This is a genomic window from Embleya sp. NPDC050493, from assembly GCF_044458105.1.
Classification (GTDB): domain Bacteria; phylum Actinomycetota; class Actinomycetes; order Streptomycetales; family Streptomycetaceae; genus Embleya.
In genome coordinates, this window is record NZ_JBITHP010000032.1 from 24,375 (window position 1) to 43,116 (window position 18,742).

19 protein-coding genes are annotated in these 18,742 nt (G+C 71.2%); 5 read left to right on the top strand and 14 right to left on the bottom strand.

Going from position 1 to position 18,742, the window contains the following annotated elements; all coding sequences use genetic code 11:
• Positions 1-154 precede the first annotated feature (154 nt).
• From ACIBM5_RS39475 to ACIBM5_RS39490, 4 genes are all read right to left on the bottom strand, one after another.
• Positions 155-958, bottom strand: a complete 804-nt coding sequence (locus ACIBM5_RS39475) for a polysaccharide deacetylase family protein (RefSeq protein ID WP_396011518.1) — start codon at positions 956-958, stop codon at positions 155-157.
• Between the two features lie 746 nt (positions 959-1,704).
• Positions 1,705-1,929 (bottom strand): hypothetical protein, encoded by a 225-nt coding sequence (locus ACIBM5_RS39480; RefSeq protein WP_396011519.1) that lies wholly within the window; start codon positions 1,927-1,929, stop codon positions 1,705-1,707.
• A gap of 69 nt (positions 1,930-1,998) precedes the next feature.
• The gene (locus ACIBM5_RS39485; protein ID WP_396011520.1) at positions 1,999-2,751 is read right to left on the bottom strand and encodes a class II aldolase/adducin family protein; all 753 of its coding nucleotides are present in this window, start codon (positions 2,749-2,751) and stop codon (positions 1,999-2,001) included.
• Between the two features lie 63 nt (positions 2,752-2,814).
• Positions 2,815-4,011 (bottom strand): amidohydrolase family protein, encoded by a 1,197-nt coding sequence (locus ACIBM5_RS39490; RefSeq protein ID WP_396011521.1) that lies wholly within the window; start codon positions 4,009-4,011, stop codon positions 2,815-2,817.
• A gap of 79 nt (positions 4,012-4,090) precedes the next feature.
• Between ACIBM5_RS39490 and ACIBM5_RS39495 the strand changes: the two genes are divergently transcribed.
• The 3 genes from ACIBM5_RS39495 (at position 4,091) to ACIBM5_RS39505 (ending at position 6,455) form a co-directional block, all read left to right on the top strand.
• Positions 4,091-4,819: an IclR family transcriptional regulator gene (locus ACIBM5_RS39495; RefSeq protein WP_396011522.1), complete on the top strand. Its 729-nt coding sequence runs from the start codon at positions 4,091-4,093 to the stop codon at positions 4,817-4,819.
• A gap of 347 nt (positions 4,820-5,166) precedes the next feature.
• Positions 5,167-5,400, top strand: a complete 234-nt coding sequence (locus ACIBM5_RS39500) for a DUF397 domain-containing protein (protein ID WP_391582296.1) — start codon at positions 5,167-5,169, stop codon at positions 5,398-5,400.
• 101 nt (positions 5,401-5,501) lie between these two features.
• Positions 5,502-6,455, top strand: coding sequence for a helix-turn-helix transcriptional regulator (locus ACIBM5_RS39505; RefSeq protein ID WP_396011523.1), 954 nt, complete (start codon positions 5,502-5,504; stop codon positions 6,453-6,455).
• Positions 6,456-6,492: 37 nt separating this feature from the next.
• Here the strand turns inward: ACIBM5_RS39505 and ACIBM5_RS39510 are convergent, their stop codons facing one another.
• From ACIBM5_RS39510 to ACIBM5_RS39525, 4 genes are all read right to left on the bottom strand, one after another.
• Entirely contained in the window at positions 6,493-7,305 is an 813-nt protein-coding gene (locus tag ACIBM5_RS39510) for an SAM-dependent methyltransferase (RefSeq protein WP_396011524.1), read from the bottom strand.
• Positions 7,306-7,685: 380 nt separating this feature from the next.
• A complete protein-coding gene (locus tag ACIBM5_RS39515) occupies positions 7,686-8,195 on the bottom strand; it encodes a hypothetical protein (protein ID WP_396011525.1) in 510 nt (169 codons plus the stop codon).
• A complete protein-coding gene (locus ACIBM5_RS39520) occupies positions 8,185-9,270 on the bottom strand; it encodes a helix-turn-helix domain-containing protein (RefSeq protein ID WP_396011526.1) in 1,086 nt (361 codons plus the stop codon). Before ACIBM5_RS39520 ends, ACIBM5_RS39515 begins: the two co-directional genes overlap by 11 nt.
• A gap of 826 nt (positions 9,271-10,096) precedes the next feature.
• On the bottom strand, positions 10,097-10,909 hold the full coding sequence (locus ACIBM5_RS39525) for a class I SAM-dependent methyltransferase (RefSeq protein ID WP_396011527.1): 813 nt from the start codon (positions 10,907-10,909) through the stop codon (positions 10,097-10,099).
• A gap of 229 nt (positions 10,910-11,138) precedes the next feature.
• Between ACIBM5_RS39525 and ACIBM5_RS39530 the strand changes: the two genes are divergently transcribed.
• A complete protein-coding gene (locus tag ACIBM5_RS39530) occupies positions 11,139-11,951 on the top strand; it encodes an SAM-dependent methyltransferase (protein WP_396011528.1) in 813 nt (270 codons plus the stop codon).
• Positions 11,952-12,143: 192 nt separating this feature from the next.
• On the opposite strand, the gene ACIBM5_RS39535 is transcribed toward ACIBM5_RS39530, so the two are convergent.
• From ACIBM5_RS39535 to ACIBM5_RS39560, 6 genes are all read right to left on the bottom strand, one after another.
• A complete protein-coding gene (locus ACIBM5_RS39535; RefSeq protein WP_396011591.1) occupies positions 12,144-14,444 on the bottom strand; it encodes an FtsX-like permease family protein in 2,301 nt (766 codons plus the stop codon).
• Positions 14,445-14,464: 20 nt separating this feature from the next.
• On the bottom strand, positions 14,465-15,145 hold the full coding sequence (locus ACIBM5_RS39540) for an ABC transporter ATP-binding protein (RefSeq protein ID WP_391582289.1): 681 nt from the start codon (positions 15,143-15,145) through the stop codon (positions 14,465-14,467).
• Positions 15,142-15,666: a PadR family transcriptional regulator gene (locus ACIBM5_RS39545; RefSeq protein WP_396011529.1), complete on the bottom strand. Its 525-nt coding sequence runs from the start codon at positions 15,664-15,666 to the stop codon at positions 15,142-15,144. Before ACIBM5_RS39545 ends, ACIBM5_RS39540 begins: the two co-directional genes overlap by 4 nt.
• A 211-nt stretch (positions 15,667-15,877) precedes the next feature.
• Positions 15,878-16,669: a S1 family peptidase gene (locus ACIBM5_RS39550; RefSeq protein ID WP_396011530.1), complete on the bottom strand. Its 792-nt coding sequence runs from the start codon at positions 16,667-16,669 to the stop codon at positions 15,878-15,880.
• A 231-nt stretch (positions 16,670-16,900) separates the two neighbouring features.
• The gene (locus ACIBM5_RS39555) at positions 16,901-17,218 is read right to left on the bottom strand and encodes a peptidylprolyl isomerase (RefSeq protein ID WP_391582286.1); all 318 of its coding nucleotides are present in this window, start codon (positions 17,216-17,218) and stop codon (positions 16,901-16,903) included.
• A gap of 134 nt (positions 17,219-17,352) precedes the next feature.
• Positions 17,353-17,961, bottom strand: coding sequence for a PadR family transcriptional regulator (locus tag ACIBM5_RS39560; RefSeq protein WP_396011531.1), 609 nt, complete (start codon positions 17,959-17,961; stop codon positions 17,353-17,355).
• A 151-nt stretch (positions 17,962-18,112) separates the two neighbouring features.
• On the opposite strand from ACIBM5_RS39560, the gene ACIBM5_RS39565 reads away from it, so the two are divergent.
• Positions 18,113-18,565 (top strand): hypothetical protein, encoded by a 453-nt coding sequence (locus ACIBM5_RS39565; RefSeq protein ID WP_396011532.1) that lies wholly within the window; start codon positions 18,113-18,115, stop codon positions 18,563-18,565.
• Positions 18,566-18,742 lie beyond the last annotated feature (177 nt).

Sequence of the window (18,742 nt, forward strand, 5' to 3'; positions counted from 1 at the left end):
CGCACCCGGGGCGCGGGCGGGGTTTGGGGGGGTGCCCCCGGCGGGCGGGGGCGGGGGGGAGGGGGACGGCCGCGGCGCCGAGGGTGGGTCGGCGCGGCGGCGGGCTCGGTGGGACGGGGCTCAGTGCGAAGGGGGGCTCGGTGGGACGGGGGGCTCAGCGGGACGGGAGGTCGAAGTTCCAGCCCTTGGCCTTGTATTCGGTGATCAGGCGGTCGACCGCGTCCACGGTCTGTTGGCGATCACCGCCCGCGTCGTGCAGGGTGACCACGCCGGTCGGGGTGATCCCGTCACGAAGGCGCTGGAGGAGGACGTCCACGCCGGGCAGTTCCCAGTCGCCGGGCATCAGGGTCCAACTCAGCGGGCGCAGGCCGAGGTTCGCGGCAACCGCGGGCGACTGACCCCAATTGCCGTACGGTGCACGGAAGTAGGGTATTTCGACGCCGGGTACGGCGGTACGGATCCGGTCGTTGGTCTGCTGGATGTCCGCTTCGATCTCGGCCGGGGAGACGGTGGTCAGGTCGCGGTGGCGGTAGGTGTGGTTGCACAGGGTGTGGCCGTCGGCGACGATCGCGCGGACCATCGGCTGCTGCCACTCGACCATTTCGCCGACGACGCAGAACACCGCCTTGACCTGGTGCTTCTTGAGCACCTGCAGCAGCTGCGGGGTGTACTGCGGACTGGGTCCGTCGTCGAAGGTGAGCGCGACCTGGTTGCCGGGGTGGGCCGTCGTGGTGACCAGGGCCGGACTCACCGGCCCGGCGGCGGCGGGAGTGCTCGCGGAAACGGTCGCGGGAGCGGCCTCGGCGCCGGCTAAGGCGGTACCCGCCGTGGGCGATGCGCCGGCGGCGGGCGAACCGACCCAGGCCGTCGCGGCGCAGACCAGTGCGGCGACGACCAGGGATACCGGACGCCGGCGGCGCGGCCGGGGCCGGAGGTGGGTGGTGCGAGTGGGTGCCATCGGGGTGGTTCCTTTCGGTGGAGCGTTGGTCGTGGTGCTGTGGAACGACCGGGTCGCGGCGCGGCGGACTCCGACCCCGGGACGCATCGGTGGATACGCCGCCGGGCCGAGCGGCACGGGCCGAGCGGCACGGGCAGCGGCACGGGGCGCGGGCATCAGGGCAGGTCGAAGCGCGGGCAGGGCCCGCCCGGCTCCGCCGTCGGCGTTCGGTTGATTCGGAGAGGAATTCGATATCTGGCGTTCATCTTTTGGACTATCCGCCGATACCTATTACACCGTCACCCGACGCAGGCCAAACGGTTTATCGCCTGCGATCCGGGACACGCGAGCCGCGATTGTGCGCGGAGCATCGAAGTCGGCCGACGTCGACCCCGAGAATGAACCGTTCGTGAACGGAATCCTTCCGGAATGCGCACGCAGCAAAGCCTTTCGGTTCTTTTGCCACCGGTCTAGACCTATGTTAGCTGTCCGTGTCAGCACTCTGACTGTGTGGAATTGCACCTGCTCACACGCTTGACCGGGCGATCCGGCATCGATCATAATCTTGCATGATCGCAACCATTCGATCAGCAAAGCGCTATGAAGAAACGTTTTGTCGCGGGCTCGATGCATTCTCCGGCACATCGAAGCCCGGTGGGTGATTTACACCGCCCTCGAAAGTCGCGATTTGCCTTGAATATCCGGCCGAAAATCCGAGAAAGGCCCGCTCCCCCACCACGAAGCGGCGGAGAAGCGGGACCTCAGGATTACCGGACAGCGGATTTCCGGCCACCGGCGAGAGCGGCTCGGACTCCCCCACCCATGATGTCGGGCTTGCTGCCGTCGGCCTTGTTCCCGTAGAACAGCAGGGCCGGCCCCAAGCCACTGCCCGGCGTCCCGCGCGCGTCGCTTCCGCGCACCAACTTCTTCCAGGCTGCGGGTAGTTCGTCGGCGCGAATGCCGCGTCCGGTGTCCGCGGCCTCGACCGGCACGCAGCCGTCCTCGGCGAACGCGCGCAGTTCGATGGCGCAGCCCGGGTCGCCGTACTGGAACGTCCGGGGTCAGTCGGCCTGCCCGGGGTCGGCCAGGAGATCCGGGGCGAGGCGCAGTTCGGCGCGCACCGAGGACTCCCAATAGCCGACGAAGCCGTTGCCGTCGCTGCCGCGGCTGCGTTCGAGCCAGTGCGCGGGCAGCGGGCTGGTCCGGCGCCCGTCGGCGGCGCGGACCATCCAGGCGTTCCGGCAGCGGATTTCGAGGGCGACCGCGCGCTGGTGGACGGCGCGCGTGCTCACGCCGAGGACGAACACCCCGTGCCCGGCGAGCAGCGCGAGGTCGGCGTCGCCCATCGCCTCGACCACCTTGCGCGCGGCTGCGGAATTGTTCACCGCCTCGTCGTACTCGTCGACGAGCGTCAGGTCCCCGCCGCCGAGAGCCGAGCTCTGGTCGTACGCGGGCGGCACCTCGCCCATGTCGGCCCACACCGTGCCGAATCGCGGGTGGTTGTGCATCGCGACCCGGACCTCCGGGCGGACCCTGTGCAGTTCGAGGTGCAGCGGGATGCCGAGCGGCGCAGGCCAATCACCCTCGACGACGTTGCCCTCCAGGTCGATGCGGATGATGTCGCGCGGGCGGATCTCGTTCCAGGTCAGCAACCAGGGGTTGCACAGCAGCGTGCCGTCTCCGAGGTTGTAGGTGATGTGGCCGGCGAGGTGGTCGTCGTAGCCCTCGCGCCAGAGCGTGCGCGCCAACAGCACGATCTCCTGAGCGGGAGTGAGATCGGGGATCAGTTTTCCGGGCGTCGGTTCGAATGCCATGAAATGTCTTTCGCAGAAGAAGAGTCGACCGGGGTCCGGCCCGCGCGGCCGGGTCCGCGGCGCTCAGGCGTCGAGCGGCAGGACGACGTCGGGCAGCGGGTGGCGGTAGAGCTTCGCGGCGTTCTCGCTGCACATCATCCGCAGCTCGGCGGCGGGGATGTCGCCCCAGTGGCGCGCGACCACGTCCTGGGTGTGCGGCCAGGTGCCGTCGCCGTGTGGGTAGTCGGTCTCCAGCATGATGTGGTCGACGCCGATGACGTGCCGCAGCGCGATCGTGGAGGGGTCGTCGAGGGTGCAGAACCAGAAGTTGCGGCGCAGCACGTCGGCGGGGCGGTCGTCCCAGCCCAGGCCGTAGCCGGAACGGTCGACGATGTTGTCGAGCCGGTCGATGAGCATGGGCACCCAGCCGATGCCGCCCTCGCTCATGGCGATCTTCAGGTTCGGGTGCCGGGCCGGGTAGCCGGACCACAACCACTCGCTGCACGCGCCCAGGGAGAGTTGGCCGAACATCGTCGCGCCGAGTTGCAGTGCGGGGCCGCCGGGCGGGATGGCGTGCATGCCCGAGCTGCCCACGTGCAGCGAGATGACGGTGTCGGTGTCGTCGCACGCGCGGATGATGGGGTCCCAGTGCTCGCGGTTCCACAGCGACGGCAGGCCGATCGCGTGCGGGCGTTCGGGGAAGGTCACCGAGGTGAAGCCACGGGCCGCGTTGCGCTCGATCTCGGCCGCGGCCTCGGCCGGGTCGGCGAGGTAGGTGATTCCGCCGGGGATGATCCGCTCGGGGTAGGCGCGGTACCACTCCTCGTACATCCAGTCGTTCCACGCGCGCACGCACGCCTTGCCCACCTCGACGTCCCGCGCCTGCGCGAACACGCGGCCGCAGAACCCGGTGATCTGGGACGGGAAGTTGAGCATGGCCCAGATGCCGCCGAGGTCCATGTCCCGGACCCGGGCGTGCACGTCGTGGCAGCCCGGTCGCATCTGGTCGAAGCGCGCCGGTTCCAGTTTGACCGTCTCGGGCCGGCGGCCGGCGACGGCGTTCATGCCCACCTGCGAGTAGCGCTCGCCCTCGAACTCCCAGACCTGCGCGCCGTTCGCGTCCGTGACGATGCGCGGGCCGCGTGCGCGCAGTGACGCCGGCAGATGGGTGTCGAACAGGTGCGGCGGCTCGACGACGTGGTCGTCGACCGAGATGACGGTGTACCGCACCTCGGCGGGCTCGGGATCGGGGAGGAACAGCTCGGGGTCGAGGTTCGTCACGACAACTCCCTGATCCTTGTGTGTCGCCATGCGACACGCTATATTGCACAGTGATCCGCAATGTATCGGAGGGCTCCCGATGGCCGTCAAGCCCCTGCAGAGCCTCGCGCGCGCCCTGGAAGTGATCGAGGTCGTCGCCGCGCACGAGCCCGTCGGGGTGGCGGAGCTCGCTCGCCTCACCGGAGTGGACAAGAGCGCCCTACAGCGGGTCCTGGTCACGTTGCACGCGAGCGGATGGCTGCGGCCCACCGCCGAACCGCCCACCCGATGGCGGCTGACCACCCGCCCCCTGGTCCTGGCGGCTCAGGCGCGACGCCGTGACGACCTGTCGGCCCGCGCTCGTCCCGTGCTCGCGGACCTGCGCGAGGCGACCGGGGAAACGGTCACCCTCGCGGTGCCCGACGCCGGACGCATCGTCGCCGTCGATGTCGCGGAGAGCCGGCAGCTCGTGCGCACCGTCCCACGCATCGGGCTGGTGTTCCCCGCGGCCACCAGCGCGGCCGGGCTGGCCCTGTGCGCGGCCACACCCCCCGACGAATGGGACCTGTCCGGCATCGATCCGCACGACGAGAGCTTCGGGCGCGAGTTGGCCGACACTCGCAGCCGCGGCTGGTCGCTCAGCATCGGCGCGGTGAACGCCGACATCTCCAGCGTCGGGGCGGCCGTGCTCGACGCGACCGGCCGCCCGATGGCCGCGCTGATCGTCAGCGCCCCGGCCGGCCGACTCGACGAAGCCGGTTGCACGCGCGTCGGGAGACTGGTCGCCCGGGCGGCGGAAAGCCTGAGCGAGCACGGCCGGCCGTCCTGACCGCACTTCCGGCACGGCCACGACGTCGTCACGATCCCCGACGCGGGCCGCCTGGGCCATCTGGAGCGTGCCGAGGAGGTCGACTCGGCGATCGTCGAGTTCCTCGAAAAGTACGGAACACGAATCCTGGTCTCCGCGCGAACGATTCGCCCTGCCGGAAGCGGACGAGCGGGTCGGCGCGCCGAGCACACGGGCACTCTTTCGAGGGACTTCACGCCGGGCTTCCCGCGACTAGGCTGCTTGTCGAATCCATGATGCAAATGCAGGTGGCTTTGCAGGAGGGCGGTCGCGTCCGTGATCGCGCCGATCGGGCCACGAGCGGACGGGTTCGGAAAGGGTGATGAGGAATGCGTGCCGGCAACGGGGATCCGGCGGACTCGTTCGGGTCCGTGACGTGGGTGAAGAGCAGTGCGAGCACGGCCGAGGGCAATTGCGTGGAACTGGCCGCGCTGCCCGGTGGGGAGATCGCGGTCCGCGATTCACGGTTCACGCGAGGGCCGGCTCTGATCTACGCGCGAGCGGAGCTCGCCGCGTTCGTGGCGGGCGCCAAGAGCGGCGAGTTCGACTCCTTGATCGACTGAGCCGGGCGGATCGGTCGGGTCGCGGCCGACCGGATCGACGGACACGCGGGTTCCGACTCGGAATAATGGCGTGCGTCGACACGTCCATTCCTGGAGCCCGCATGTCCGCCGACCGCCCGGCCCGCGTCCCGTCGATCGCACCCGTGGTGTCACTGACCCAGCAGAGCAGTCCGGCCGCCGCCGTGAAGGTACTGGGCGCCACACTGCGCAAGTTGCGCCTGGACAACGGCAAGGGGCTCAAGGACGCGGCCGAGGCCATTCGGGCGTCGATGTCCAAGATCAGCAGGCTGGAGCGGGGCGAGAGCCCGCCGCGTGCCCGGGACGTCTTCGATCTGGTCCGTTTCTACGGCGTCCACGACGAGGAATCCCTCTTCGAGATAGAGGAGTTGCTGAAGAAGGCGCTGGAGCGCGCGTGGTGGAGCCACTACAGCGACGTGATGCCGGGCTGGTTGGCGCGGTTGATCGGCATGGAGGACGCGGCGACCAAGATCGACACCTATGAGGTGCATGTCGTACCGGGGCTGTTGCAGGTGCCCGCGTACACCCGTGCGATCGTGCGGACCGGGTTGCCTCGGGCGGCCGACGAGGAGGTCGAGCGGCGGATCGAACTGCGGCGTCAGCGACAGGCGTTGCTCGCCGACGAGCACCGTCCGGACCTGACCGCACTGTTGGACGAGGGCATCCTGCGGCGGCCGGTCGGCGGTCCGGACGTGATGGCCGAGCAGATGCGGCACCTGTTGGCCGAGTCGGCCCGGGACCGGATCAACATCCGCATCGTGCGCTTCGACCGGGCGGCCAGCATCACGCCGCCGTCGCCGATGACGTATCTGCGCTTCGCCTCGGGCGGGCCGAGCGAGATGATCTACCTGGAACAGGCCAACAGCGCCACGTACTTGAGCAGGCGTGCGGACATCGACGCCTACCGCGAGATTCTGCTGCGACTGTGGGCCGTGGCCGAGGACCGCCTGTCCAGCCAACGCATGTTGCGCGACGCCGAGCGGCACTTCGCGGCGGCCGGGCCGGCGCCGGACGGAGGTCGAACCCCGTCCGGTTAGGCCACGGCGCACCCGTCGTTCCGGTTCGCGGGCCCGGTCAGGGAATCCGGGCCAGGCCGCCGTACTCGATCCACTCGTCGGTCTGCTGCCGTGCGGTCACGTGCGAGTCGGGCCGCCACGTGGAGACCTCGACCAGGCCCGGTTCCAGGATGGTCAGGCCTTCGAAGTAGCTGTCCACCTGAGCGGGTTCGCGCACCCGGCCCCAGTTGTTCCCGGTCGCCTCGGCCATGAAGTCGCTGACCCCGTCCCGGATCGCCGGGTCCTCGCTGACCAGTTGGCAGATCACCATGAAGCTGCCCGAGGGCAGCCGCTCGGCGACCCGGCGGATCATCGCGGCGGGCTCCGCCGATTCGGGCAGGCAGTGCAGGACCGACACGAACAGCGCGGCGACCGGTTCGTCGAGCCGGATCAGCCGTTCGACCTCCGGGTGTTCGAAGATGCCCGCGGTGTCGGTCATGTCCGCCTGTATCACCGCGGTGTTGTCGTTCTCCTCCAACAACATCCGGCCGTGCGCCAGCACGATGGGGTCGTTGTCGACGTAGACCACCCGGGCCGCGGGGTCGACGCCCTGGGCCACCTGGTGCACGTTCTCCCGGGTCGGCAGGCCGGATCCGTGGTCGAGGAACTGCCGGACCCCGTAGTCGGCGGCCAGCACCCGTACCACCCGTTGCAGGAATGCCCGGTTGTTACGGGCCAGTTCGCGGGTACTCGGGACGATCTTGAGCAGTTCCTCGCAGGCCGCCCGGTCGGCGGGATAGTTGTCCGTGCCGCCGAGGTACCAGTCGTACATCCGGGCCGCGCTGGGTGTGTCCACGTCGATCTCGGAAACGTGTTTCTCCCCGTGCCCCATCCTGCCCCCTCGTTGTCGCGCCCGCCGGTGCGCCGCCGCCGTCTTGGGCCCACGGGCCATGCTAGGACCGCAGGTCGTCCCGGTGCAGGTACTCGATCGAGATGCGCCCCGCAGCTTTGTGGCCGACCCGCATCGGCGCGGGTGAACCGGAGGGCAGCGGGCGAAACGGCGACCCGGGAGAAACGGACCCCGCGGCGGAGAAGGCGGCCGGAGCGCGACGAACCGCGCGGCGGGAGAAGGCAGCCGGATCGAGGCGGGCCGCCCGGGAGGAGAAGGCAGCAGGAGAAGGCAGCCGAAGCAAGACGGGCAGCCCGGGAGGAGAAGACGGCCGGGCGGGCGGGAACGGGCCGCGCGGGAGGGGCCGCACGACCCGTGCCCTCTCATCGGTCGCGATGCCCGGACCCCGGTGCGGCGTCGGGACCGCGTTCGAGGGCCTTGACCACATCCGTGGGCAGGCTGCGTTCGGCGAGCACCAACTGCGCGGCCACCTCTGGTGGATCGGTGCCCATCAGGTCGGCGGTCGCGGTGAGCGTCATGCCCAGGCGGTAGTGCAGCATCACCGCGTCCGCCTGCGGCGACGGCAACGCCTCGTGCAGGGAGTCCGGCACCGGCCCGGGCGAGCCGGCGACCGCGCGGCCCAGGATGCGCCAGGCCCCGGCGGTCGGGTTCGGCCCGCGCAGGATGTCCGCCCAGTTCGTGGCCAGTTCCGCGACCGCCGACTGCACGGCCCGCTCGCCGCGGACCGGGTCGCCCACCCGCAGTCGGGCGTACTGCGCCCAGCGCGCCCGGTGCAGCAGGCAGAACGCGGCGAAGTCGAGCGGAGCACGGGACCGCCCGACGACCGCGACGCCGACGGTGCCCGATCGGACCGGTGCCGGGTCAAGGGACATCGACACCGCCCGAACGGGCCGGTGCGTCCGGGTCGGCGGCCCCGCGTCGGCTACCCGAGCCCGGGTCGGCTCCGCCGGAACGTGCGTGCGCACCCGTCTCGGGACCGTCGAGCGCGGCGAACGCCAATCCGCCGGCCGGGAATCCGGCATCGCCGAGACGGGTCAGCACGCCGTAGTGCACCTGGGTCCACAACCTGCGCACCACATCCGGATGTGCGCCCAATCGCTCGACCAGGATCTCGGTGCAGACCCGGTCCGGGATCAGTTCGCCGGCCAGGATCCGCGCCGGCATGTCGGCGGTCAGCGGAGCCGCGCCGAGCAGGTCCGGTGCCGGTTGCCCGGCGGCCAACCACAGCCCGCGCAACATCGCCGCCAACAGCCGTACCAGATCCCGCAGTTCGCGCCGAATGCCGTGATCGATGCCGCGCGAACACTCCCACAATGCGCGCAACTCGTGGGCGTCGCCGTCCAACTTGCCGGCCAGGGTCTCCACCACCGGCCACGACGCCCACACCTCTCCGGCCAGGATCCGGGCCAGGAACTCCTCGCTGATTCCGGCCTGCCAGGCCAGGTCCGCGACGGTGATTCCGTCGAGGCGGCGCAGTTCGCGCAGCGCCGCGGCCAACCGCTCCCCCGCGTGCTGCGAGCAGGACAGGTCCTCGCCGCCGCCGTCCGCCCCCGGGTGCCCCCGAGCGCCAAGGCGCGCGGCCAATTGCGCGGACCACTCCGGGCGCACCCGCGTCGTCGCGGGCGGGTGCGCCTCGCCCACCACCGCCCGATAGCGCTGGGTCTCCCCGCTCAGCCGATCCGCGTACGCCAGCCGCACCCGCAGCGGCTCGCGGGTGCGCTCGGCCTCCTCCAGTGCGCAGGCCACCCGGCGCAGGATCTCCACGATGCCCGCCTCCAGGCCCCGCGAGTCGGCCGCAGGTCGCGTGCCCCGCTCGCGCTCGCGCACCCGCTGCGCGCGCCGTCGACACGTCGGGTCGCAGTACATCCGCTTGCGGCCGGTCGCCTGGCGCTGGGCGAAGCGCCGCCCGCACGCCGCGCACCTGGTGATGCCCCTTCGGGTGTTCATCCCCTGTTTCTCCTTCCGGTTCCGGGCGAGGCAATCAAGGGATCCGCCGGGTCCGCGGTACGCACGCATCTCGCCGGCGGCGCCGCGGTGCTCGGCCGGAGCAGGACGTCCGCAACCTCCGCACTCCCCGTCGTTTCCCCGCAGAGAAAGCACGGAATAGCACATTCGGGAATCGTCGGAGGCGGTCGGAAAACCCTCCGGCGGATAATTCGATCAGCATGGGCGATTCCTTGATCGTTGTTTCCGATGACCTCGGAGCGGCGACCGCCGCCCGGGGTCATTCGACGTTCCGGAAGCTACTCCCAGACTTTCCCGGACATCAACGAATCCACGGAAATGCAAATGCACGGAGCCCGGCCCCGAGCATCCGAAACGATCGAGGACGTCCTGTCGATCCGACATCATCGAACGGTCGATGCGCCGAGAACCGCAGGTCCGAGGGCATAAAAGCACACACGCCAACGAGACCCGATCGGAAAGCGTCAACGCCTCGGAACGGTCAGATTTCCATGCTCATCGTGGAGAGGACACGCCCGTTCGTCGAATCCACTCTCCCGAGTGACGCCCATGCAATTGCATATGCAAAAGGCCGGCCTCTGCGCGCCGCCGGAAATCCCGACAATACCGACACCCGTCCCGCCCGACACGCTTCCGTATCCGCCCCGGCGCCTTCGCACCGCTGCGCCGGCCGCCCGCGCACATGCCGCGCAAACCCCCGCCGGCCGCGCGGACCCGGGTACGCCCACGCGCGCACCGAACGCCCGGGCGCGACCCCCGCCCGGTAAGCCGCCCTCGACCCGCCTGCCGGCCCGCACACCCGCCCGGTTCAGCCGTGCACCCGCCCCGGCCGCACGCCGCGGATCGCCCAGGCCCGCGCGCCGAGCACGATCGACCCGTCCGCCCGAGTCGGCACCGACGCCCGCAGCGCCTCCCGCAGCCGGTTCCGGGCCGGCCCGGACAGCGCGGCCACATACCCGGGAGCGGGGCCCTGCCCGGCCAGGAACGGCTCCCACAGGTCCGCGAAGCCGGCGAACCCGGTGGTGATCTCGATCGGCACGACCGCCACGTCGAGCAACCCGGCCCGCTCCCAGCACTCCCGCAGCCGATCGGGACGGCACGCCGCGAACCGGCGGCCCTCGTCCCACCGCTCCGCCGCCGGGTCCACCGCGCCGGCGGCGGCCCAGAAGTACCGCAGGAACTCCATGCCCTCGGCGTAGTCCCACACATATGCGGCCACCGTCCCGCCGGGCCGCACCACCCGGGTCGCCCCGGCCACCGCCGCGGCGGGCGTCGGCAGGAAGTTGAGCACCAGCCCGCTCACCACGACGTCGCACGCGCCCTCCCGAAGCGGCGGCGCCGTCGCGTCGGCCACCACGAAGCCGGCCGGCGCGGGCACCTCGGCCCGGGCCCGGGCCACGAAGGCGGCGGACCGGTCCAGGCCCAGCACCCATCCGGATCGGGCCCGCGCCACCACGGTCGCGGTCAACGCGCCCGTACCGCAGCCCGTGTCCAGCCACCGCAGCCCCGGCGCGGCGTCCAGCCAGGCCACGAACTCGGCCGCGACCGCCCGACTCCATCGCCCCATGTACCGCTCATAGGCGTCCCCGACCGCCCACGTGTCGAACCGCTGCCCGGTCATCCCTCCACCATCCCCGACCCGGGCCGGACCGGCCACAACGGCACCGATCGCGGGCCGGCGGGCCGGGCGGTCGGCGGGTCCGCGCGGGCCGACACGCCCATGCACCGCAGCGAGCCGATCCGCGCCGGCCTGGCACAATGGTTGGGGAATCGGTTCGATCGCGCCGGTCGGCGCCGTCTTCCGTCCGGAGCGTGCCGGGTGAACGCGTCCAGGGAAGAGGAACCACCCCGTGAGCGAGAGTCGACCCGCCGAGGGCCCGCCGACATCGAACCAGGACGTGGCGCACAACGCCCGGGTCTGGAACCACTGGCTGGGCGGCAAGGACAACTACCCGATCGACCGCAAGGTCGGCGACCACGTCACCGACATGTTTCCCTCGATCGGCGAAGTCGCCCGGGCGGATCGCGTCTTCCTGGGCCGGGCGGTGCGGTTCCTGGCCGGCGAGGCGGGCGTGGACCAGTTCCTGGACATCGGCACCGGACTGCCCACCGCGGACAACACGCACGAGGTCGCCCAACGGGTGAACCCCGCCGCGCGGATCGTGTACGTGGACAACGACCCCCTGGTGCTCGCGCACGCCCGCGCCCTGCTCACCAGCACCCCCGAAGGCGCCACCGACTACATCGACGCCGACGCCCACGACCCGGACTCGATCCTTCGCGCCGCCGCGGCGACGCTGGACTTCGAGCGGCCGATCGCGGTGATGCTGCTGGGCAGCCTCAACTTCATCCTGGACACCGACACGGCCGTGGCCATCGTGCGCCGACTGATGGCCGCGGTGCCCGCCGGCAGCTACCTCGTGGTCACCCACCCGACCACCGAACTCGGCGGCGAGGGCAACGTCGAGGCGATGCGCTTTTGGAACGAGAACGCCACACCGCCGATCACCGCCCGCAGCCGCGCCGACTTCGACCGGTTCTTCGAGGGCTTGGAAATGCTCGAACCGGGCGTCGTCTCCTGCGCACGCTGGCGCGCCTACTCCCCTACCGGGGAACTTCCGCCCGTCGTCCCCCAGTTCGGCGCTGTCGCGCGCAAGACCTGAGAACGGGCCGCACATCCGCCGGACACGGCCCGACCGCGGGCCGTCCGGCCCCGCCGGCGCACGCACCGCTGTCGGCGGGGCCCGGCGGCCGAGCCGGCGCATTCCGCCGACCATCCCGACCGCCCGGCCCGCACCGAGGCGGTGTCGGACCCGGGCGCGGGTCCGACACCGCCTCGCCGGGCCCGCCGGCACCTACTCCGTGCGCAGCCCGTCCGGCCGCATCAACCGCCACAGCGGCGGCAGGCTCAGCGCGGTGACCAGCAGCACCACGCCCGCACCGATCCCGGTCATCGACGCGATGCCGCTCCAGTCCACGGCAAAGGGCCGACCGGCCATCCCCAGCAGCGCGGCGCCCAGTCCCACGCCCGTGGCCGCGGCGAGCAGCAGGCCCAGGCCCACCGGAATCGCCGTCTGGTACAGGATCGACCAGCTCAGCGTGCTGCGCCTGGTGCCGAACGCGACCAGCACCGACAACAACTTCCGTCGCTCGCGCAGCTGTTCCAGCATGGTCACCAGCAGACTCGCGCCGATCAGCAGCAGCACCACGGCCGTACCGATGAACAGCGCGGTGCGCACGTTCGCGAAACGCCGCGACTCGCGGGTCGAGGCCAGGTCGTAGACCGTGGACAGCGGATCGACCCGGGCGGCGGTGTTGCGCACCAGATCCCGAACGTCCCGGACGGTCGGGTCGATCCGCACGTCCAGCGAGTAGGTCAGGCGCCTGGTCGCCGCCACCGGCACCGCGCCCGGCGTCGCCAGGACACCGTCGTAGGACATCCCGCTCGCATCGGTCCGACCCGGCACGGTCGGCGCGGTCGCGGGAATCACCCACGGCGTGCGGGCCGGGGCCGACCCCATGGACATCCCGTACGACGGATCGATGACCACCTGCCGTCCGGGGGTCGGCTTCATCGCGCCCGTCGGGTCCGGCCCGCGCTCCTCGATGATGAACGTGTCACCGTCCGCGCAGCGCTCGATCCGGGCCAACTCGCGCAAGGCGTCGCACGTCCCGATGGTCAGCGACGTCCCCTCGGTCGGATCGTCGGCCCGGTCGCCGATCCGGGTGCCCGCGTGCCCGAAGGCGCTGCGCACCCCCTTGGTCTGCCGAACGCGATCGGTGATCTCGGTGACCCGCTCGCCGCCCACCTGCCCGTCGGACGACACCGACATCTGGGCCCGGCCGGGGTCCTGACCGGTCTCCTTGACGTAGTCGTTCTCGATGCCCGTGAAGAGCATCTGCAAGGCAATCGCACCGGCCACCGCAACCGCGATCCCGTTCACCGAGCGAGCCGCCACGCCACTGCCCAACTGAAGCCGGCGCACCGCGAGTTGCCACGGCACCCGACCCCCGCCGAGCCGGGTCACCAGGGCCTCGACCAGCCACGGCAACAACGCGGTGACACCGACCAGCAGGAACACCGTGCCGCCGATCACCTGGGCCTGGTTGAACTCCCCCGCGTCGGCACCCCGACGGATCATCGGGAAGAGCAGCGCCACACCCACGACCGGCAGCGACAACCGCCACCACACCCGGCGCCGGGTCGGGGTACCGGTGCGCACCACACCGAGCGGCTCGATCACCACCGTGCGCAGCGCGAACAGCGTCACCGCGACGGCGGAGACCGGTACCGCGAGCGCGACCAGCACCACCAGCGGCACGCTCGGATCCAGGTCGCCGGGGAAGATGCTCAGGTCGAACGCCGCCGCCACGTCGGTCATTTGTCGGCCGACGAGGAAAAAGCCGAGCCCGAGGAGCAGGCCGAACAACGATCCCGCGAGCGCCTCGCCGGCCGCGATCCACCGGGTGGTCCGGGCATCCGCTCCGACCAGCCGCAGCGCCGCGAGCCGGCGGTCCCGCCGCTCGCCGCCGAACCGCACGGCCGTGGCGATCAACACCGCGACCGGCATCAGCAGCACCACGAACATCACCACGACGAGCAGGAGCAGCCGGGGGTCCAGTTTCTCCGCGGGAAAATCGTTGCCGAACGCGGTGATCCGGACCACCGAGCTCGATTCCCCGGACAGCGCGTCGCTGCCGAGGTAGTACGCCAGGTCGTCGGGACCGATCAGGCCCCGGTCGGCGATCCGCCCGGCCGTGCGGTAGGGCAGCCGCTCCTTGAGCAGCGCGCCCCGCTTCGAGGCGAGCAGGTCGGCCAGGGCGGGCGAGACCATCATCTCGCCCGGGGCGGGCAGCCGACTCAGCCCCGGCGGGATCGGTGCCCGGGGGCCCTCCGGGCGCAGCACCCGGCCGCGGATCTCGTCGCCCTTGAAGGTGGTGTCCGCCATGCCGACCAGGAGGGTGTTCGGCGCGGCCTGCCGCGCCCGCCCCGACAACTCGTCCCGCTCCCGCCCGCGGTCGTCCCGCGCGCCCAGCGCTCCGGGTATCGCGGTGGTCAGCAGCAGCAGTGCCACGCCGAGGCCGACGCCGATCGCGGTCAGCAGCGTGCGGGTCCAGCCCTCCCGGCCGCCGGTGACCGCGAAGCCGACGCCCATCCTCAGATCGCGGAAAACACTCACGCGGCACGCGCCATGTCCCGGGACCTGCCGTCGCGGACGACGATCTCACGGTCGGAGTAGGCGGCGATCCGGGCTTCGTGGGTGACCAGCACGATCGCGGCCTTCGTGGTGCGGGCGGCCTCGATCAGCAACTTCATGACACGTTCGCCGTTGAGCGAGTCCAGCGCGCCGGTGGGCTCGTCGGCGAAGACCACGCGGGGGCGGATCACCAGGGCTCGCGCCACCGCGATCCGCTGGCCCTGGCCGCCGGAAATCTCGCCGGGTCGTTTGCCCGCGAGGTCGGCGACCTCCAGGCGCTCCATCCACTCCCGTGCCTTCGTCTCGGCCTCCTTGCGCTTGACCGCGTTCAGCCGCAGCGGCAGCGCGACGTTCTCCAGGCAGGTCAGCTCGGGTACCAACTGGCCGAACTGGAAGACGAACCCGAAGTCGCTCCGGCGCAGCGCGCTGCGCCGGGAGTCCGACATGGCGGTCAGGTCGCCGCCGTCGTAGCGGATGCTGCCCGAGTCGGGGCGGACGATGCCGGCCAGACAGTGCAGCAGGGTGGACTTGCCGGATCCCGACGGGCCCATGATGGCGACGATCTCGCCCGTGCCGACGGTGAACTCGGCACCGGCCAGCGCAGGCGTCGCACCATACGTCTTGTGCAGCTCGTGGCCGCTGAGCAGGGCGTCGGTCACTTGCGGATCTCCTGGGTGAGTTCGCCGAGACGGGCGGTGGTCAGTTCCAGCCACCGCAGGTCCGCTTCGAGGTGGAACAGCGCGTGGTCGCAGATCAACCGGTCGCCGAGGTCGCCGTCGAGCTTGCGCCGGGTGAGGTCGCGCATCATGCGCAGGTGTTCGGCGCGTTGGGTGTCGAGGATCTCGTTCGCGTCCCGGCCGGTGAGCAGCGCGAGCACGACCTTGGTGTAGAGCGTCGACTGCAGGTAGGGCTCGGGCTTCTCCGGTTGGCCCAGCCACTGTTCGACGTCGGTGACGCCGGCGTCGGTGATCGAGTAGCGCTTGCGCTCGGGGCCGCCGCTGGTTTCGAGGCCGTCTATCTCCACGAGCCCGTTCTTCAGCAGCCGCGACATGGTCGAGTAGACCTGGCCGTAGGCGAGCGAACGGTCCCGGCCGAAGCGCTCGTCGAAGCTGCGCTTGAGGTCGTAGCCGTGCCGGGGGCCGGACTCCAGGAGCCCGAGCAGGGTGTGTCCGATTGACATGGCGAGGACTATACACAGGAGGTATACCTAGTGTGTATAGCGGGAGTGACGAAGGCGCGCCGCCCGATCGGCGGCGCGCCTTCGTCGCTCGTCCTGCGTCCCGATGAATCCGTTTGCGAATGCGTTTGCTCGACCGCCTGTGGTGCGGCGGGTGGGCCGCAATCGGCGGGCGGGCCCGTGGATCACACGCGGTTCGGGTCTCCGGGACCGGTCAGAGGCCGAGGCCCTTGGTCACGGCGCTCGCCCGGGTGAACACCGACTCGGGCTGCTCGCCCGTGCAGTACTTGTTGCCGGTGGACACGATCCCGATCAGCTTGCCCTTCTCGACCAGCGGGCCGCCCGAGTCGCCGCGGCAGATGCTGGTGCCGGGGTTGTCCGTCGGCGCCTGGCCGCACACCCGGGTGGCCGGGCTGTCCGTGGGGAACGTGTAGGGCTCGCACTGCGCCAGGGGCGAGAGCACCAGCGTGGTCCGCTTGAGCCGCGTGGTCGTCGCGCCGCCGTCCGTCTTGCCCCACCCGTAGACCGTCGCCTTGTTGCCGACCTGGTAGAGCGCGTCGTCCTTGGCGCCGGCGATCGGCAGCGGCTTCTGGTTCAGCGCCCGGTCCAGGGTGAGTACGGCGGCGTCGTAGGTCAGCAAGCCCGGCTCGAACTTCGGATGCACCTTGCTTGCGGTCACCTTGCGGGTCTGTCCGCCCGTACCCGCCAGATCCAGGCGCCCGGCGACCACCGTGACGGCGGTCGGGTCCTCCAGGCCGTTCACACAGTGGGCCGCGGTGAGCACCTTCTTCGGGGCCACCAGCGTTCCGCCGCACAGTTGTTGGCCGTCGGCGGTGAACAGGGCCACGGCGTACGGCGCGGCGCCCGCGGGCGCGTCGGTGCCGAAGCGCACGGCCGAGGCGGGTGCGGCGCAGACCCCGATGGCGGCCAGGGCGACGGCCGCCGCTCCGAACATCTTCACCGACGTGCGCCCGTGGGTGTCCTGCGTCTGCCGAGTACGAATCATCTCGTGGTGCCTTTCGATCGGACGGCCGTGCGGCGGGGCTCCAGGCGGAACCGACGGCTCTAACCCTCTGGACGCGCGCGGTCGCCCTGCGGATGCATCCCCGTTCGTTCCCGGGTCCATCCGTCTGCCACGAACACTTCCGTCGAACGGTTCCGACCGCCTTCGTCGCTTACCGACTTCGCCCCGGCCCCGCTTCGCCCCCTCGAGGAACCGGGCAGCCGCGTGCCCGGGTCAGTCCTCGTCGACGAACCGGGCCGGGCGGGTGCCCGCGAGCTTGATGATGTGGAACCCGTACTGGGACGCGACCAGGTCGCTGAACTGACCGGGGCGCAGCGCGACCAGTGCCTCGGCGAACGCATCGGCGTAGTCGTCCTCCTGTCCCCAGCCCAGGTCGCCGCCGTTCGCCGCGGACAGCGGGTCCTTGGATCGTTTCCGGGCGATCTCGCCGAACCGGCCCGGGTCCCGGGCGAGTTCGTCGAGGATCGCGCGACCCTCGCTCTCGGTCTCCACCGCGATGTGCAGGGCGTGGTATTCCAGCGCGTCGGACAAGGTCGCTCCCGGGGTCGTCGCCACCCGGCGCGCTCGGGCCGAGCGCGGTCACCGAGTTGTCGATCATGTGGATGATAAGGCCGCCACGCGGCGGGCCGGGCCCGACCCGCACGCGGCGCACGGGCGGTCGGGGGCTACCCCGCCGCCGACTCGGCGAATGCCGCGAGCGAGTCCTGGCTCCAGGTCAGGCGGCCCTCGGCCAGGTCGACCAACACCGCGTCCACCCAGGCCAGTTCCGCCGCGGTGACCGCGCGCAGGTATTCGTCCTCCAGCATCAGCACCCTCGGCAGCTCGAACCCGGCCGCCTTCGCCGCGTCCGTCTCCAGTGCCGCCAGGTCGGCGACGAGCCGCTCCCGACGCCGGGTGAGCAACTCGCGCGTGGTGTCGGGGGTGAGCAGCGCGAGGAAGGACAGCGCCGCCGGGAACTCCGGGAACTCGTTGCGCGGGGTGTCGAGCATCTCGGCCATCCAGGTGTGGCAGGCGGCCCGACCCGCGTCGGTGATCTCGTAGACCGTGCGCTCCGGGTACTGCTGATCGCGCTCCGTCTCGCGCACCGTGACCAGTTCGGCCTCGCGCAGCCGGTTGATCGTCTTGTACAGCGACGCGCGCTGACCGACGTTGACGACCTTGTCCTTGCCCCACTGCTTGATCCGCTGCTGGATCGCATACGGGTGCATCGGCTCGCGATAGAGCAGGCCCAGCAGCGCCAGGGCCAGCGGTGATCTGCGGAAAGTGGTCGTCATGGGCCCCAGCGTACTGGAGGCCCGGCAACTAATGCCGATGAGACTAGTTGCCAGGAAACTAGTCTCCGTGCCACTATTCAATCGTCGGCAGCGAGCGGGGCGAATCCCGCCCCGCCGCGGCCTAAGCGTCACCGTCCGAGAGGGAATCGCCATGACCACCGCCCCGATTCGCATCCACGCCGACCACACCACCACCAAGCACCTGGGCAACTGGACGACCGGAACCTCGTTCGAGGTCCGCGAGCGCCGCGCCGCCGGCGTGCTCGACCTGCGCTCGCCCGGGATCGAGGCCGGCGACATCGAGATCCGGGTCGATCTGGACCACGCGATGCTCAAGCTGCTGGTCGCCGACGACGCCGTCGTCGAGCAGGACGGGCTGCGCTGGACCGGCCGGGGCCGGGTCAAGGACACCTCCCGGCCGACCGCCGGCACGGGTCGGGTGATTCGCCTGATCGGCCACATCGACCACGGCGAGGTGCGCATCCACCGCGGCGGCGTCGCGGTGTTGTCCGCCATGTTCAGCCGCGCCTACGTCGAGGACGTCAAGCGCGCCCACCGCCACGGCGGTCTGCCCACCGTCGCCGACCCGGCCCGCATCCGCTGACCCCGCTCCGGTGCCGTGACCGCAGGCGCGAGTCGACGCCGAACACCCGGCGCCGGCCCACGCGCATCCCGGCCCGGGCACGGGAGCCGCCGCCCCGACCCATTCCGCACCACCACTCACCTCGGGAGCAACGACATGACCCCCGTCAAAACCGCGATGATCATCGGCGGCGGCATC